Raw genomic sequence first — 16,069 nt, 5'->3', positions numbered from 1 at the left:
CGTACTCTTAATGTGACTGGTTGTATACGCTAACTGTTTGCATTTTTCTGTGACTTCGAAACCACTGGATACAAAGCCATTTTTGTTAAGAATCCTATCAATAGAAATCTAGCTTTAGCCTTTGCAACGGGTAGTTTTACCCTGTTTGATCAGATGATAACCTACAACGCCATCAACGACTCTTTAGCGCAAGCGATGCGTTTAGTGATGTCTTGGCCCTCTTTATCCATAAAATCAATTTGCATTTTATACACCAAATCGGCTCCCTTGTAAAAGCTAAAAACCAAATACCCTGCATAGAGTTTTGCTTCTTTGGTTTTTTTCCCGGGGTCTAAAGGGTCGTTTTCATAAAGTAATACATACAAACGAGGTGCGTCTTGCGATGAAGCGTTCCCAAACTCCTTTAGCATATCATTGCGAACGGCTTCAAGGTCTAAAATTTCAAACAGTTTTGAAGGTGAATAGTGTGCTTTTTGCGTTTCAATCTCCAAAAAAACACCTTTTGAGCGAATCGTTTCTTTCAAAGCTTTGACCTCGTCTTGGAGGTAAATACGTTCAAACACGACCGTTTCTTTGTGGCATTCAAGGCGCATTGCACGGCAACCGCTTTTGGTAGCCTGCGTATAAATAGCATGGCTTAAGAGCAATATAACTCCAAATCCTAGTACAAAACCAAGCTTTTTAAGCATTTTTAGTCCTCTTTATTATGAACATATGTTAAAAAAATTATACCCGCATCACTTCTACATGTCAATGACACATGATAACAATTTTTGAGCATATGTGTATTATAATCCTTGACATTATGCACTTAAGTGTATTATAATGATCCCAATCTATTCAAAAGTGAGACCTTATGGCACGCAATCCAAAAGCAAGAGCGATTAGTCATCCTCCCTTATTTACAACCTTTAAACCCGCAGGCGTTGCAGGCACGAAGCTAACAACCATCACACTTGAGCTGGATGAGTATGAAGCGATTCGCTTAGCGGATTATGAAGGGCTTGAACATGAAAAAGCCTCTGATGCCATGGGTATTTCTCGATCAACCTTCACCAGACTCGTGGAACGGGCTCGTAAAAAAATGGCTTTGATGCTTGTTGAAGGCTCAAAAGTGGTTATTAATGGAGGAAGCGTTCATTTTAAAGAAAATGTTTACCAATGCAAAGCATGCAACCATCGCTTTAGAGCGAGTATATTGGAAGAAAAAAAAGAGTGTCCTCTTTGCCATTCAAGCGAACTTGTAGATTTTGCTAAGGGCTTTGGGCATGGAGTATGTTGTCATACAAAAAAGGAAAAAGAATGAAAATAGCTATTGCCAGTGGCAAAGGTGGAACGGGGAAAACGACCCTTTCCACCAACCTTGCCGCTTTTTTAGGAGAGCACGAAGCTGTCGTGCTTGTTGATTTGGACGTGGAAGAGCCAAACTCCAACCTTTTTTTAAACAAAGAGTTGTTAAAAAAAGAGGATAAAATGAAGATGATTCCTCGTTGGGATAGCACTTCATGCACCCTGTGTGCGGATTGTGTCCAAAACTGCAATTTCAACGCTTTGCTTTTCATTGCCAATGAAATTTTAGTCTTCCCCAATCTCTGCCACAGTTGCTACGCCTGTTCGGAACTTTGCCCGACAGGCTCACTCCCGATGGAGCCTCAAAAAATGGGAGAACTCAGCCATTTTCTTGCGGGAAACATTGAGTTTGTGGAAGGGCGTTTAAACATCGGGGAAGAGCAAGCCGTCTCCTTAATTGCTCAGACTAAAAAATACGTTGATGCGCATTTTGAGGAAGAAAGCATCAAAATTTTTGATTCACCTCCAGGAACTTCTTGCCCCGTCATGGAAGCGATTAAAGATGCGGATTTTGTTATTTTAGTGACCGAACCTACCCCTTTTGGTTTGCACGATTTAACGTTAGCAGTAGAAACCACACGCATTTTAAAGAAAAATTTTGGCGTGGTCATTAACCGTTATGGCATGGGGAATGACGATGTTGTGAACTATTGCGAAAGAGAATGTATCCCTATTTTAGGAAAAATTCCTCACCTTGTTGAAGCGGCAAAGCTCTATTCGACGGGGAAACTCATCTACCAAGAGATTCCTTCCTTTAAAGATGAAATCGAAAAGATCGCTTTACATGTAAAGAACTTCTTACAAGGAGTGGGACAATGAAAGAGATAGTGGTTATTTCAGGCAAAGGCGGCACGGGTAAAACGTCGATTACCGCCGCATTGGCGAGTTTAGCCCAAGAATCGTGCGTGGTGGTGGATTGCGATGTGGACGCTGCGGATATGCACCTTTTACTTCAACCTGATTTTGCACACAAAGAGGATTTTTACAGCGGATTACTGGCGCACATTGATGAAAATACGTGCAGAAATTGTGGACGATGTGCAAAAGTGTGTCGCTTTGGTGCAATTGTTTTGCGAAACGGTCGTTACGTTGTCGATGAGCTCTCGTGTGAGGGATGCGGATACTGTGAGAAAGTCTGCCGTCCAAAGGCAATTTCGATGAATGAACGCTTAGCAGGAGCGTGGTTTGCTTCTCAAACCAAATACGGAAGCGACATGGTACACGCCAAGCTTGGTATTGGGGCGGAAAATTCTGGCAAACTCGTCGCTAAAGTGAAAAAAGAGGGCAAAGCCATCGCCTTGGCAAAAAATAAATCATTGATGATTGTCGATGGCTCACCTGGTATTGGTTGTCCTGTGGTCTCTTCACTCAGCGGTGCTCATTTTGCCTTGCTCGTGACGGAACCAACGCTTTCGGGTTTGCACGATTTGAAACGGGTCTATGAAGTGGTCAAACGATTTCGCATTAAAGCGGGGTGCATCATCAACAAATCCGACCTAAACCCTGAAGTGCGTGAACAAATTGAAGCCTTTTTGAGAGAAGAATCTATCTTACATGTAAAGAATATTCCCTACAACAAAGCCTTTACACAAGCGATGGTGGAAGCAAAAACCATCACTGAATACACCGATGCACCTTTAAAAAAATTACTTGAAGAGAGTTTTGAAACCATAAAAAAGACATTAGGAGTCTAATATGAAAATCGCCTTTACAACAAAAGAGCCCTCATGGGATTCGATGATGGAAGCACGTTTTGGACGTGCGGAGTACGTGTTAATTTACGATGAACAAAGCGGTCAAATCACCTTTCACGACAACCGTGAAATCGTCAATCAAGAACACGGAGCAGGTCCAAAGATGGCAAAAGCGATGGCGGATTTGAGTGTTGATGTCATCATCACAGGCAATGGACCGGGAGAAAATGCCCGTGCGGTCTTAGCACAAATGAAAACGGTCATTTACGTCGGTGCGGGGGAGTTAAGTGTCGCCGAGGCGTACAAAGCGTACCAAAATAACACCTTGGAAAAGTTTTAGCCAAGCAGTGTTAAAATAAGTGTGACAAAAAATAAATAAAAGGATAAATTATGATTATTGTTTTTCCGACAATGAAAGAAGACGGGTTAAGCGCTAAACGAGGAGCTCACTTCGGTCGAGCCAATTTTTACACGGTCGTTAATGTTGAAGAAAATATCGTTAAAAAAATTACGATCCATAAAAATCCGGGACATGTTACGGGAGCATGTGCAGATGCCGTTACCAACATTCAGTCTTTAGGCGCCGATGCGCTGATTGTTTCCGGTATAGGCGGCGAACCTTTAAAAAAGTTTTTAGCAGTCGGTATTGATGTCTATTTTGACGATAAAAATGAAGTTTTAGAAGACTCTTTACGTGCCTTTTTAGCAGGAAACGTTGCTAAAATCGATCCTAATCATACATGTAGCCACCATTAAATTCAGAAGGCTACACCCTGTAGCCTTTTTACTACCGTAATTTCCGCATCTTTTGTTTTCCGAGTTTGAAAATCTTTGAGGGTTTATCTTCGAAAAAACCTTTACATGTAAACACAACGACATCTGCTTTTTCGATGGCAAAGGCTTCATCAAAGCCCTTTCCGCTGGGGTTAGACGAAGTGGAATAACTCCATGTCAGTTTTCGTAAAAATGCTAGGTGATCCGTGTCTTGGATCACACGAATTGCCAGTCCACACGGATAGGCGAAGGTAGTTTTTTTGGCTCTTCGGATACGGTTTTTATGCTCTTTTGGAACGCGGGTAAAAGTACGAAGTGTCTGTAAGCTGTCCACACTCATCAAAAACGCTTTACCGTTTGGGCGGTTTTTGATACGAGCAAGCGCCTCGGCATTTTGAGAGAGAAACCCCGCCGTTGTTTCTGTTTGGGCTAGATAAACAAGGTCGGGGTTCATGGTTTTAGTTGAGATAGTCTTGTAAAGCACGTGGTTCAAGCGCGCTTTTGTCTTGAATATATGCGATAGATTCCGTTGCCGCCGCTGCCGCCGCTACGGTCGTAAAATAAGGAATTTTGAAGCGAAGAACGGCTTGGCGGATCTTTTTCGCATCGTCTTTGCTCGATTTGGCGTCACTCGTGTTAATCACTAAAGCGATGTCGCCGTTTTTGAGTTTATCTTCGATATTCGGACGTCCTTCGGAGATTTTATAAACAAATTCCGCTTCCACGCCCGCATCGCGCAAGGCTTTATGCGTTCCGCCGGTCGCGACGACTTTAAAACCGAGCTGAACAAATTTTTCGCCGATCTGCTTAGCATAGCTTTTATCGATATCGACTAAAGAGATAAACACCACGCCGCTTTTCGGTAAGATATTCGCCGACGCGATCTGACTTTTCGCAAACGATGCCGGAAAGTTCTTGCTAATGCCCATAACTTCGCCGGTAGATTTCATTTCAGGACCCAAAATCAAGTCCGCGCCTTGAAGTTTATTGAACGGAAAGACCGCCTCTTTGACCGCAACGTGGCTGAGCGGCTTGGGTTTTAAAAGTCCGCCGACTTCGGTTACCATGTTAAATTTGTCGTAAAATTTAAGCGCTTCGCGGAGATTGCCTTGGAACATCACGCGCGTTGCGACTTTTGCCATCGGAACGCCGGTGGCTTTACTGACAAACGGTACGGTACGACTGGCTCTTGGATTGACTTCGATCATGTAAACGTCGTCTTGATAAATGGCATATTGAATGTTCATCAGTCCTACGACACCGAGATTTAAAGCAATTTGGCGTGTTTGCGTTTCTATTTTTGCCAAAATCGTTTCGCTGAGGCTAACGGAAGGCAAAGAACACGCACTATCGCCGCTGTGAATACCCGCTTCTTCGATATGTTGCATGATGCCGCCGATGTAGACGTCTTTACCGTCGCTGATCGCATCCACGTCGACTTCGATCGCACGATCTAAAAACTGATCGATCAAAACGGGCGAATTGTGACTCACACTGACCGCTTCGTTCATATAGGTTCTTAGTTCGCTTTCATTGTAAACGATGCGCATCGCACGACCGCCTAAAACATAACTTGGGCGAACCAAAACGGGATAGCCGATGATCTTAGCTTTTTCGATCGCCTCTTCTTCGCTGGTCGCCGTTGCGTTATTGGGCTGTTTAATATGATTTTCTTTAATAAATTGCGAAAACTTTTCTCGATCTTCCGCCATATCGATCACGCGAGCGGTCGTTCCGATGATTTTTGCACCCATAACGGTCAATTTCTTCGCTAATTTCAACGGTGTTTGTCCGCCGAAATGCACGATAATTCCATCGGGTTGTTCTTTTTCGACCACGCTTCTGACATGTTCAAAATCGATCGGTTCAAAATAGAGAATATCGCTGGTGTCGTAGTCGGTTGAAACGGTTTCGGGATTGCAGTTGTACATAATGGTTTTCACGCCCATATCGCCTAACGCGTATGCCGCGTGAACGCAACAGTAGTCAAACTCGATGCCTTGTCCGATACGATTCGGACCGCCGCCGATAATCATCACTTTTTTCTGTGCATCCGTCGTCTTAGACGGTTGAGGCACTTTCATAATATTCGTCGTCGAATACAAATACGGCGTTAAGGCTTTAAATTCCGCCGCACACGTGTCGACTTCGTTGTATTCAAAGTCGATACCGAGCTTATTACGCGCAAAATAAATATCGTTTTCGGTTAACTCTAAATTGTCCTCTTTGTTGATCAATTTTGCGATCATCTTGTCCGAAAAACCCATCGTTTTTGCTTTGCGTAACATCGTTTCGTTATTGAGGATAAACATGTCGATCTCTTTTTCAAAATCGACGATCTCTTTAATCTGTCCTAAAAACCATGGATCGATTTTACTCAAACGATACACTTCTTCGACGTCATAGCCTCTTCGAAACCCTTCCGCGACGTAAAGCGCGCGGTCACAATTAGGGCGTCGAATCTCGTTTTTAAGTTTTTCTTCTTCGACTTTTTGAATTTCAAAACCGCTCAAACCGGTTTCCAAAGAACATAACGCTTTTTGAAACGACTCTTTAAACGTTCGCCCGATCGCCATGACTTCGCCCACGCTTTTCATCGACGTGGTCAACGTCGAATCGGCAAGCGGGAATTTTTCAAACGTAAAACGAGGAATTTTTGTTACGATATAATCGATGACCGGTTCAAAACTCGCCGCCGTACCCGTAATGTCGTTTTTAATCTCGTCAAGCGTAAATCCGACGGCTAAAAGCGTGGCGACTTTGGCAATCGGGTACCCTGTTGCCTTCGAAGCCAATGCCGAGCTACGGCTCACGCGCGGATTCATTTCGATAACGGTCATGCGTCCCGTTTGGGGGCAAATCGAAAACTGTACGTTACTGCCGCCCGTATCGACGCCGATTTCACGCAAAATCGCAAACGAGGCATTTCGCATACGTTGGTACTCTTTATCGGTGAGCGTAAGGGCGGGAGCAATGGTAATAGAATCGCCCGTATGCACGCCCATCGGGTCGAAATTTTCGATCGAACAAACGATGATGCAGTTATCGGCACGATCGCGAATAACTTCCATCTCGTACTCTTTCCAACCCAAAAGCGACTCTTCGATTAAGATTTCGTTGATCGGACTCGCATCCAAGCCGGCACTCGCCAACTCTTTAAACTCGTCGATATTGTACGCGACGCCGCTTCCGCCGCCCGCTAAGGTATACGAAGCGCGGATAATCAAAGGAAAGCCGATTTTTTCCGCCGCCGCGTACGCATCTTCCATCGTATAAGCATACGCGCTGATCGGTAAATCCATACCGATTTTCATCATGGCTTCTTTAAACGCTTGTCTGTCTTCGCCTTTTTTAATCGCAGTAGGATTTGCGCCTAAAAATTTGACGTTTTCGAGCAAGCCGAGATCGTGCATGCGCATGGCAACGTTCAAGGCCGTTTGTCCGCCCATCGTCGGCAAAATCGCGTCGACATTCTCTTTCTCGATAATACGCGCGATAACCTCTTCGGTAATCGGCTCAATATACGTGCGATCGGCGAATTCCGGATCGGTCATAATCGTTGCGGGATTTGAATTGACCAATACGACGCGGTATCCAAGTTCTTTAAGTGTTTTTGCCGCTTGCGTTCCCGAATAGTCAAATTCACATGCCTGTCCGATAACGATAGGACCTGATCCGATTAATAATATGGTTTTAATATCTTGGCGTTTTGGCATCTCTTTCCTTTAATCTACATGTAGTATTCAACCCAACACCTTTTAGGTTCTGGGTTCAAGACTAATTTTGTAAAATCACATGCATAAATGCAGGGACATGAGCATTGGCATAAGGCTTAACGACCACGGTTTTGGATGACTCCTCTTCGATGACCTGCGTCACGGTTCCGACTTTAATTCCCTCGAAGAAAAGACCGTCCAGTCCGCTGGTGACCACTTCGTCTCCGACTTGCGGTTGCAACCATTGCGAAATATATTTCACTAAAATCTCTTTGCGGTTTCCTTGTAAAACGCCTTGCATTTTTTGATCTCCCACGTAAACCGAAAAAATCGATTTGGGATCGCTCAACAACAAACCTTGCGGATGCCCGTCATTTGATACGACGATACCCGCGGCATACCCTTGAGTTAAAAGGCCGTAAATTTTACTTTGATTAAAGTCTTTAAAATCAAGCCATACTTTACCGTAATCGTTAAGGTCGGTATAGCCGATCGACTGAATCAATGCAATTTTAGGAGAGTATGCCGTAACGTTGTTTTCTTTTAAAAGATCGTTTAATTTGCTCGCAAACGCGATGGATAATACGGCCGATTTTTGCAACGTCTGATTCTCGGCACGCAACCGTTTAATCTCTTCTTGTTGGGCAAAATGTTCGTTCACACGATTTTCAATACTCGTTTTTAAATCAACGTAAGCGGATAATACTTTCGTATTTAATCCGCCGATATAATGCTTTGCTTCCGTTCCGTACCGAAACGATACGAAAACAAAAGCCGCTAAGAGTATAAGAATTTTAAATTTATTCATTCGATAGTTGTTGCAATATCTCTATCTCTTCCAAAGCTTTTCCCGTTCCTTTAGCAACGGCTAAAAGCGGTTCGTCCGCTACGAAAACGGGGAGTTTGACGATGTCGGAGAGGTATTTGTCAAATCCGCGAATCAATGCACCGCCGCCCGTTAACACGATACCGTTTTCCACAATATCGCCCGCCAAATCGGGAGGCATAACCTCTAAAACGTCTTTGAGCGCATCGGCAATCTCTTTCAAAGGCTCTTTAATAGCGTCGCGTACATCCTCGCTGGTCAACTCGATACGGCTTAAAAGTCCGCTGACTTGATCGCGGCCTTTGACCATCATCGAAAGCGGTTCATCCATAGGCACGGCTGTTCCGATAGCAATTTTTATCTCTTCTCCGGTTCGTTCGCCGATCAAAAGGTTGTATTTTTTCTTCACATAATCTACGATTGCCAAGTCGATTTTATCACCGGCAACGCGAATCGATTTGCTGATAACCAAACCGCCCAAAGAGACTACGCCTATTTCGGTCGTACCGCCGCCGATATCGACAACAAGGCTTCCTTGCGGCTCTCGTACCGGAAGTCCGGCTCCAATAGCCGCCGCCATCGGCTCTTCGATCAAGAAGACTTCGCGCGCGCCCGCACTCATCGCCGACTCACGTACCGCCTTACGCTCGACTTGCGTCAAACCGTAAGGAACACAGATAATAATGCGCGGTCGTAAAAAACTTTTTCTGCGATGGGCTTTTTCAATAAAATAGCGAATCATTTTTTCGGTCATATCAAAATCGGCAATCACGCCGTCACGCATCGGACGAATCGCTTCGATATCGCCGGGAGTTTTACCCACCATATTTTTAGCCTCTTTACCGACAGCCAAAATACTCTGTTTTCCCATGCGATTTCTTTGTACGGCGACAACGGAGGGTTCGTTAATAATGATACCCTTGCCTTTGACGAGAACAAGCGTATTGGCCGTTCCGAGGTCAATACTCATATCGCTTGAAAAAAAGCCTATCACTTTGTCTAAAATCATCTCTACAATCCTTTATTTACGCACTTTTTTTATCTTTTTTGACATAAAGCGGTTTATCGCCCTTTAAAACGACGTCTTCGGTTATCACGACTTCGTAACCGGCAAGCTCGGGAAGTTCGTACATAACGTCAACCATAATATCTTCCATAATACTTCGCAGTCCTCGAGCACCCGTTTTACGTTTAATCGCAAGCTCCGCAACCGCACTTAATGCCTCTTTCGTAAACGAGAGAAGTACGTTGTCGATGGCAAAGAGCTTTTGATATTGTTTGAAAATAGCATTTTTAGGTTCCGTTAAAATGCGTACCATATCTTCTTGCGTAATAGCAGAAAGCTTTGCGGTGACATGTAAGCGACCGATCAACTCCGGAATCAAGCCGTAATGTACAAGATCGTCGGGCTCGACTAAATCAAAAAGTCCTTCATCTTGACTTTTGGTACGTTTTTCCTGCTCAAATCCGAGTACGTTTTTGCCGATACGACGTTTAACGATCTCTTCGAGTCCGTCAAAAGCACCGCCGCAAACAAATAAAATATTGGTCGTATCGATTTGAATAAAATCTTGGTTCGGGTGTTTACGTCCGCCTTTAGGAGGAATATTAACGACGCTTCCTTCGATAATTTTTAAAAGTGCTTGTTGTACACCCTCTCCCGATACGTCTCTGGTAATCGAACGATTTTCGCTCATGCGGGCAATTTTGTCGATCTCATCGATAAACACGATCCCTTGTTCGGCTTTTTTAATATCGCCGTTAGCACATTGAAGTAACTTCGTCAAAATATTTTCGACGTCTTCGCCGACGTATCCGGCTTCGGTTAAACTCGTCGCATCCGAAATAGCGATGGGCACGTCTAAAAAGCGCGCCAACGTTTGCGCCATAAGCGTTTTACCGCTTCCGGTCGGTCCGATTAATAAAATATTGGATTTTGAAATTTCCGTATCGTCTTGAATCGTGCTTTGTTTAAAAATACGTTTATAGTGATTGTAAACGCCCACCGAAAAAATCTTTTTCGCTTGGTCTTGACCGATGACAAAATCGTCTAAAACTTTTTTGAGCTCTTTGGGGACGAGAAGTTCTTGATTAAACGCTTCATCATGGCTTAATGCGGCGGTCGTCTCCGGAATATCGCCGAAGAAAATTTTATACGCCGAAATGACGCAATGTTCGCAAATAAAAACATCGTCGCCCGCAATCAACCTCGTATCGTTGCTCTCTTTCGTTCCGCAGAAACTGCACTCTCTATTCACCATTATTTTTCCTCTCAAATGGAATGCCGCGTTTGGACTCCATAATAAATCGACACATTTGCACGACGTACGCGTTAGAAGCGCTTTGCAATAACAAGGTCGCCGTCTCTTGAATGGGTTGACCCGATTCAAACAATTTTCGATACGCCGCCTTCAGCTCGTCGATATCTTGACGTTCCAAATGACGGCGAAGCCCCGTAAGGTTTAAGCCGCGTAACATCGCACGATTGCCTTCGGCTAAGCAAAACGGCGGGATATCTTGCGATAAGGCCGAAGCTCCCGCGATCATCACGTAATCTCCGACTTTAACGAACTGATGAATCGGCGTCATACCGCCGATTACCGTGTGATTCCCCAATTCCACGTGCCCCGCAAGCGTCGCCGCGTTGGCTAAGATACAGTGATTACCGACATGAACGTCATGTCCGATATGCACGTATCCCATAAATAAATTGTAACTACCGATAACGGTTTTTCCGCCGCCGCCCGCCGTTCCGGGATTGAAAAGCGTGAACTCTCGAATTTTATTGTAATCTCCGATAATCAGCTCGACTTCTTCTCCCGCATACTTTAAATCTTGAGGAATCGACCCCAAAACCGCATGCGAAAAAATCTGGTTATGTTTACCGATCGTCGTATTACCGTAGATGTGTGCGCCTTGCGCTATTTTTGTGCCTTGCCCGATCTTCGCTTGACTTGAAACATAGCAAAATGCGCCTATTTCGACGTCTGCGCTAATCAAAGCCCCGTCCTCTATGATAGCAGTCGGATGAATGTTCGACATGTTATTTATCCACGATCATTGCTTTGAGTTCCGCTTCCGCCACAAGCTTTTCGTCAACATACGCTTTGGCGTCGAGAACCCAAATATTTCCTCTATGCTTGATCACGCCGAGTTTATACACCAGCTGATCGCCTGGGCGAACCGGATTCCTAAATTTTGCATTATCGATACTCATAAAATAAACGACTTTGTTTTTCGTATCTTCTTGTTTTTCGCTATCCATACTTTGAAACGCTAACACGCCGCCGGCTTGCGCCATTCCCTCGATAATCATGACTCCGGGATAAATCGGGTGTTCAGGAAAATGCCCTTGAAAAATATGTTCGCCGATCGTCACGTTTTTGAATCCTTCGATGGATTCTCCCGGCGTCAATCCCGTAATACGATCAATCAACAAAAAAGGAAATCGGTGAGGAAGTATTTTTTGAATCTCTACAACATCCATTAACATCTTTAAAAACCTTATTAACAAAATTCAAATATTTTAGCTAATAAATACTAAATTTTCTCTAATGTCCGGGTAGCTTACGCTCTCGAGAAAAAGCGTATATTCCCTCGCATCAAGCGTGTCAACAATAATGATCGGGCTTAAAGAGAGTACCGCGGAGGGGAAAAGATGCGCACGAACTTTCATTTCACATTCGAGATCGGGAGGATTTCTTAGCATCTCTTTGACATCGCAAAAGCATGTATTTGCCGTCTCGTTAAACCGATCGATCGTTACGAAACGTATCTCTTCTTTGGTTGCGTACCCCACACCCGACGCCATAAAAGCTACTCGCGTTTTAGATATTTTTTTCTGACATGTCGAATAAAAAAGGATATAACTCGGCACGATTTCTTGCGCATCGTTTTGTAACCATGCCCGCAAAAGACGGTAATTTAAAAATTTTTCCCGTACAAGACGAAACGGCCGACGTTCTTCCTCCGCACAAATCACCGCTTCGTAAAGACGCAACCGCTCTTCGATCGAACCGGATAAACATTGCGGACGCAAAGGAGAACATAATTCGTCGGCAAAACGTTTTTGCTGTTCGCGTTGCTTAGCAAGAGCAAACACGCACCCGCAATAGTTTTGATGATAAAGCATCGCGTCTCGCGCTAAGGCAAATTGCGCTTGCGTACCGCCGTCTTTTCGAAAATCGGGCACGACGATTGCTAAACCGTATTTTTGTGCTATCGTTTCTAACGCTTGTTCTAACTGCTGTAAAGACTTTTTCGGACTTGTTAGTAAAGTGGTCGTAATGATTTTTTCCCCAAGTTCCAGTGCTTTTTTAGCACTCTCTTCTAACCTGTTATCAAAACAAATATTACAACGTTTGCCTTTTTCGGGTTCATATTCCAAGCCCCTTACCGCATTGATCCATGCTTCATAATCATACGAACCTTCCCATAAAACGATGCCTAATTTTCGGCAACTGCGGCGAACGTCCAAAAGACGTAAACGGTACTCGTCGTAAGGATGAATATTCGGATCGTAAAAAAAACCGATTAGCGGTTCGTCAGGATACGCTTCGCGTAATTTTTGAAGAAAAAAATGGCTATCGACCGAGCAACAGATATGAACGAGCATGCATGGTTTCTTTACGGAATAAATTTGCTAAAAGTATACCATCTCTTTGCTCTCATTCGTATATGCACTGGGTAGTATTCTCCTTTACGTAATGATGTATAAAAGACCGTATCGCGCTAGCAAAAGCAATGACAACCTCATAAAACTCATAGTTTTAAAAAGATTTTTTTGTTTTTAGTGTATAATAATTTCAATCGATAACAGGAGTGTTTTATGCTCACAAAAAATATGAAAACGATTGTATTTTGGCTGATTAGCCTCCCGTTGTTTTACACACTGTGCGGTTTCGTGATCCTTCCGTGGTGGGTACGCACGCAACTTCCTTCACTCTTGCACGAAAAAGTCGGTATTTTTATCAACGTCGAGCACGTTCGCTTTAACCCTTTTACGTTTGAAGTCAATCTCGAGTCGTTGGCACTGTTAGACTCTAATGCCGCTAAAGCCATTAGCATCGGACATATCTATCTCAATTACGATCCTTCGGCTCTGTTTAAAAAAGAGTTTTCGATCAAAGCGGTTCGTATCGACAATCCCGATATCGATCTAAGCCTCGATCAAGAAGGTTCGCTCAAACTTCTCAAACTTTTCCCTAACACGCAAACGCAAGAGAACAACGCATCCGAAACGTCGACCTCTCTTACTATGCCGCTCATCGTCAAACATGTGGAAATTCACAATGCGCATACGCTTTTTCAAGACCCAAGAGGTGAGCATCCTTTCCACTTTGAAATCGGACCTATCTCCTATACGGCCGATAATTTGAGTTTCCATAAAGACGATTTGAGCCTTCATGCGATCAAAGCCGTTTTACAAAATGAAGAAAAACTCTCCATCGCGAGCAGCCTTATTATTGAACCGCTTATTTTTTACGGAGAGCTTAACCTAACGAAGCTACCGCTTTCTACGCTTTGGGGATATACCTTAAGCACTCTTCCCGCACGGCTTTCCAAAGGCGATCTAACGCTTCGCATTCCTTTCTGGATCGATTTAAGTAAAAGCTCGCCTTCCGTGCTCATCGAAAAAGGCTCCTTACTGGTCGAAAATACCGAATTTACCGATGCAAATCAATCCGTGATTCACATCCCTTCGCTCAAGCTGGACGGAATCGATTTTGATCTACAGGCTTCACATGTCAACATTGCGGAAGCATCTTTGACACAACCGAATATTCGTTTGCAACTCGAAAAAGCGTATCGCGTCAATTTTGAAAGATTGTTTACGCCTGCTTCCAAAACAAACCCAGCAAGCGAAAACACAGTAGCCTCGTCCTCTTCCGCTACGCCTTCACCGTGGAGCTTTTCGCTCCGTCGACTCTACGTCGATTCGGCTCGCGTACATGTCGTCGATCAAAACGTGAAATCTTCGCCCATCGATTGTGCTCCGCTTTCTTTAATCGTCGATAACATCACCAATGATACCAATCAAACGGTTGCATTCGATCTCAACGGCACGATCGATCAAGATGCTTCCTTGAAGCTCAAAGGCACGTTTCTTCCCGCTCGTTCCTCCTTGGATATGCGTGTTGTTGCCGATACGCTCTCGTTAGAAAAAGTACAACCTTATCTTAAACCCTTTACGACGGTACTGATCCAAGACGGTTACGTTTCGCTCGATACACTGCTTAAAGCCTCGTTTGATCGACAAACCAAGCTTGACGTTCAAGGCGATATTACGGTTTCAAAGTTTTCGCTTGCAGATCGTTTTAAAACGCCTTTGGTTGCCTGGGAGAGCTTGAATTTAAGCGCATTATCGTATACCTTAGACCCTGAAGTATTGCGTATTCAAAAAATAGCACTTGACAAACCGTACGTAAATTTGGATATCAAAAAAGACCATAGCACGAATTTTGCCGACCTTCTTGTCCAACAAAAAGCCCCTCCTACGACGACTCACGATCAAAAATCCGTCTCCAAAGAGAGTGCTTTGACACTTTTTTTAGGCAATATCTCTTTAAAAAGAGGAACGGCGCATTTTCAAGACGCTTCATTGCCGATCCCTTTTGCAACGTTTGCGGATAATCTCAACGGCTCACTCTCCACGCTCGATACGAAAAGTACGAAACCGTCCACGTTAAAGATAGAAGGAAAGGTCGATAAGTACGGCTATGCAAAAATCGACAGCACCTTATTGCCGTTTGACATCAAAAACCATGCCAATCTCAAAATAATCTTCAAAAATATCGCGATGCCTAAATTAACGCCTTATTCAGGAAAATTCGTCGGGTATGCGATTAAAGAGGGAAAACTTTCATTGGATTTGAACTATAAAATTAAAAAAGGACTTATGGAGGGTCAAAACAAAATCAATTTAGACTCTTTGGTCTTAGGTGAAAAGATCGAAAGCGAAGATGCCCTCAATCTACCGCTAGACTTAGCGATAGCTCTTTTAAAAGATTCGAAAGGACAAATCGATCTGGATCTTCCGGTCAGCGGAGACCTTAACGATCCGGAGTTTCGTTACGGAAGCGTCGTCTGGAAAGCACTCGGCAATCTCATCGGAGGCATCGTTACCTCCCCGTTTAAACTTTTAGGCTCTCTTTTGGGCATTGAAGCCGAAAATCTTCAAAGCATCGACTTCGCGGCGGGTGAAGCCGTACTGATTGCTTCGGAAGAAGAGAAAATGGCACAGTACCGACAAATTTTGGAAAAACGATCCGCCTTAAAGTTGCTTATTACTCCTAGCTACAACGAAACACTCGATATGCAGGCTTTAAAAGAAAATAACATAACCGCACAAATCGAACAAAAGCTCTCTAAAAATAGCACGGAAGATGCTTATGCCCGAGCCGTGCAAAAACTCTTCATTCAAAAATACGGAGACGTTGCATACGGTACGCTGATGAAACAGTATAAGGAAGAACAACTCGATCCTCCCGCTATTAACGACCGCCTAATCACTAAAATTGCCGAAACGGTCGTAATCGATCCAGCGGTCCTTCACGCCCTTGCGCAAAAGCGCGCCGAGGCGATTGTTCAAAAGCTTACAAATTCCTACAACATCGCTCCCGAAAGACTCATTAAACAAGAGGCTCAAGCGGTAGACGCACAACGGGAATCATGGGTAGGCTGTGCCATTTCGATCAGCAATTAAGAAG

15 protein-coding genes are annotated in these 16,069 nt (G+C 44.0%); 6 read left to right on the top strand and 9 right to left on the bottom strand.

From position 1 onward, the window contains the following. Positions 1-161: 161 nt before the first annotated feature. Positions 162-689, bottom strand: a complete 528-nt coding sequence (locus OA34_RS00905; protein WP_039671954.1) for a hypothetical protein — start codon at positions 687-689, stop codon at positions 162-164. Positions 690-856: 167 nt separating this feature from the next. On the opposite strand from OA34_RS00905, the gene OA34_RS00900 reads away from it, so the two are divergent. Genes OA34_RS00900 through OA34_RS00880 form a run of 5 tightly spaced genes read left to right on the top strand, consistent with a single transcriptional unit; the run spans position 857 to position 3,800 of the window. Further along, on the top strand, positions 857-1,306 hold the full coding sequence (locus OA34_RS00900) for a DUF134 domain-containing protein (protein ID WP_039671953.1): 450 nt from the start codon (positions 857-859) through the stop codon (positions 1,304-1,306). Then, entirely contained in the window at positions 1,303-2,169 is an 867-nt protein-coding gene (locus tag OA34_RS00895; protein WP_039671952.1) for an ATP-binding protein, read from the top strand. The genes OA34_RS00900 and OA34_RS00895 overlap by 4 nt, the downstream gene beginning before the upstream one ends. Beyond that, positions 2,166-3,044, top strand: coding sequence for an ATP-binding protein (locus tag OA34_RS00890; protein WP_039671951.1), 879 nt, complete (start codon positions 2,166-2,168; stop codon positions 3,042-3,044). The genes OA34_RS00895 and OA34_RS00890 overlap by 4 nt, the downstream gene beginning before the upstream one ends. A 1-nt stretch (position 3,045) precedes the next feature. Further along, positions 3,046-3,384, top strand: a complete 339-nt coding sequence (locus tag OA34_RS00885) for a NifB/NifX family molybdenum-iron cluster-binding protein (RefSeq protein ID WP_039671950.1) — start codon at positions 3,046-3,048, stop codon at positions 3,382-3,384. 50 nt (positions 3,385-3,434) lie between these two features. Then, positions 3,435-3,800, top strand: coding sequence for a NifB/NifX family molybdenum-iron cluster-binding protein (locus OA34_RS00880; RefSeq protein WP_039671949.1), 366 nt, complete (start codon positions 3,435-3,437; stop codon positions 3,798-3,800). 31 nt (positions 3,801-3,831) lie between these two features. On the opposite strand, the gene OA34_RS00875 is transcribed toward OA34_RS00880, so the two are convergent. From OA34_RS00875 to OA34_RS00840, 8 genes are all read right to left on the bottom strand, one after another. Then, on the bottom strand, positions 3,832-4,272 hold the full coding sequence (locus OA34_RS00875) for a Sua5 YciO YrdC YwlC family protein (RefSeq protein WP_039672440.1): 441 nt from the start codon (positions 4,270-4,272) through the stop codon (positions 3,832-3,834). Between the two features lie 4 nt (positions 4,273-4,276). Further along, a complete protein-coding gene (gene carB, locus OA34_RS00870; protein WP_039671948.1) occupies positions 4,277-7,534 on the bottom strand; it encodes a carbamoyl-phosphate synthase large subunit in 3,258 nt (1,085 codons plus the stop codon). A 61-nt stretch (positions 7,535-7,595) separates the two neighbouring features. Further along, the gene (gene mreC / locus OA34_RS00865; RefSeq protein ID WP_039671947.1) at positions 7,596-8,342 is read right to left on the bottom strand and encodes a rod shape-determining protein MreC; all 747 of its coding nucleotides are present in this window, start codon (positions 8,340-8,342) and stop codon (positions 7,596-7,598) included. After that, positions 8,335-9,369 carry a rod shape-determining protein gene (locus tag OA34_RS00860; protein ID WP_039671946.1) on the bottom strand — a complete coding sequence of 345 codons (1,035 nt, stop codon included), beginning with the start codon at positions 9,367-9,369 and terminating at the stop codon, positions 8,335-8,337. Before OA34_RS00860 ends, mreC begins: the two co-directional genes overlap by 8 nt. Positions 9,370-9,385: 16 nt before the next feature. Further along, positions 9,386-10,621: an ATP-dependent Clp protease ATP-binding subunit ClpX gene (gene clpX, locus OA34_RS00855; RefSeq protein ID WP_254376854.1), complete on the bottom strand. Its 1,236-nt coding sequence runs from the start codon at positions 10,619-10,621 to the stop codon at positions 9,386-9,388. After that, a complete protein-coding gene (gene lpxA / locus OA34_RS00850; protein ID WP_039671945.1) occupies positions 10,611-11,402 on the bottom strand; it encodes an acyl-ACP--UDP-N-acetylglucosamine O-acyltransferase in 792 nt (263 codons plus the stop codon). Before lpxA ends, clpX begins: the two co-directional genes overlap by 11 nt. Position 11,403: 1 nt before the next feature. Then, a complete protein-coding gene (fabZ, locus tag OA34_RS00845; RefSeq protein ID WP_039671944.1) occupies positions 11,404-11,853 on the bottom strand; it encodes a 3-hydroxyacyl-ACP dehydratase FabZ in 450 nt (149 codons plus the stop codon). Between the two features lie 33 nt (positions 11,854-11,886). Then, on the bottom strand, positions 11,887-12,975 hold the full coding sequence (locus tag OA34_RS00840) for an epoxyqueuosine reductase QueH (RefSeq protein WP_039671943.1): 1,089 nt from the start codon (positions 12,973-12,975) through the stop codon (positions 11,887-11,889). A gap of 213 nt (positions 12,976-13,188) precedes the next feature. Between OA34_RS00840 and OA34_RS00835 the strand changes: the two genes are divergently transcribed. Further along, on the top strand, positions 13,189-16,065 hold the full coding sequence (locus tag OA34_RS00835; protein ID WP_039671942.1) for a DUF748 domain-containing protein: 2,877 nt from the start codon (positions 13,189-13,191) through the stop codon (positions 16,063-16,065). Positions 16,066-16,069 lie beyond the last annotated feature (4 nt).

It is taken from the genome of Sulfurospirillum sp. MES (assembly GCF_000789415.1).
In the GTDB taxonomy this organism is placed as follows: Bacteria; Campylobacterota; Campylobacteria; order Campylobacterales; family Sulfurospirillaceae; genus Sulfurospirillum; species Sulfurospirillum cavolei.
The sequence above is the reverse complement of the archived record's forward strand: the minus strand, read 5'-3'. Positions and strand labels throughout refer to the sequence as shown.